This window comes from Candidatus Obscuribacterales bacterium (assembly GCA_036703605.1).
Taxonomy (GTDB): domain Bacteria; phylum Cyanobacteriota; class Cyanobacteriia; order RECH01; family RECH01; genus RECH01.
In genome coordinates this window covers 1-1048 of the sequence record DATNRH010000618.1, presented here as the reverse complement: position 1 = coordinate 1048, position 1048 = coordinate 1, and the positions used below count along the sequence as shown (strand labels likewise).

The 1048-nt window shown below is 53.6% G+C and carries 2 protein-coding genes; one reads left to right on the top strand and one right to left on the bottom strand.

Features of this window, described 5'->3' with window-relative positions; all coding sequences use genetic code 11:
- Nucleotides 1–391 precede the first annotated feature (391 nt).
- Entirely contained in the window at nucleotides 392–637 is a 246-nt protein-coding gene (locus V6D20_13140; GenBank protein HEY9816725.1) for a hypothetical protein, read from the top strand.
- A gap of 129 nt (nucleotides 638–766) precedes the next feature.
- Here V6D20_13140 and dcd read toward each other — a convergent pair.
- Nucleotides 767–1048: dCTP deaminase (gene dcd / locus V6D20_13135; protein ID HEY9816724.1), on the bottom strand; the 282-nt coding region annotated here is incomplete at its 5' end.

Genomic DNA, 1048 nt, shown 5'->3' with positions numbered 1-1048 from the left:
GGACGAAATACCATTCCGGGGGTCTCTGGTCAAATACGTGTTGTAGCCATCCCAGGCCTGGAGAACCAACAGACCGAGCGGCTCATCGACGATTGCTAGAGGAAATGGGCTTCGATTGTGAGCTGAGAGAAATCTTCAGTTTCACGTATAAAGTGACATGCGACCATGATCTGACCGAGCACGAATATGACCATGTTTTCCTCGGGACATTCAATGGGGCACCCGCGCCAAATCCCGAAGATGTTGAGGAATGGAAATGGATTGACCTAGAAGAACTCAGGCGGGACGTTCAGGAGCATCCTCGCAGTTATACATATTGGTTCAGGATTGCTATCGACCAAGTGATCTGGCACCATGACCACGCACTGTTGATTGCGGAAAGACGAAGCCCATGATCACCGAATATATGTTTCCCACGCCAAGCGGCGATGTTCTCTACGATCTAAAAGAGATCCGCCAGTATGTGGAGCAATACTACGCCGACTATCGCCCCTGCCCGCGCTGCGGCTGCTACTTGATCCCCACCGGCGAGCGCCATCGGTTCCTCTTTCGGGTGTACCGTTGCGCCAACACCATTTGCTCTACCACCCAATGGACCTTCAAGATTTGGCCCTTCTCACTTCGCCGCGCCGCCTAGCCAGCTGAGGCGCCAGTCATTGGTGGCTGGTGATTAGTGATTGGTGACTGGCGGGGTTCAGGGTTCAGAGCAAACCCAACAAACTCAACAAACCCAATGAACCCGAGACGTCGCTGATGGCTGATAGCGCTAGATGCGGGGTAGGGTAATCTCTTGCTGAGCCTGATACTTGCCTTGCTTGTCCGCGTAAGACCGCTCACATATTTCATCCGCTTCAAAGAAGATGACCTGGGCAATCCCCTCTCCCGCATAGAGGCGCGCAGGGAGGGGTGTGGTGTTCGAGATCTCGAGTGTCGCATGCCCTTCCCACTCTGGCTCGAAGGGCGTGACATTTACAATAATGCCGCAGCGTGCATACGTCGACTTTCCCACACAAATCGTGAGGATACTTCGGGGAATCCGGAAATACTC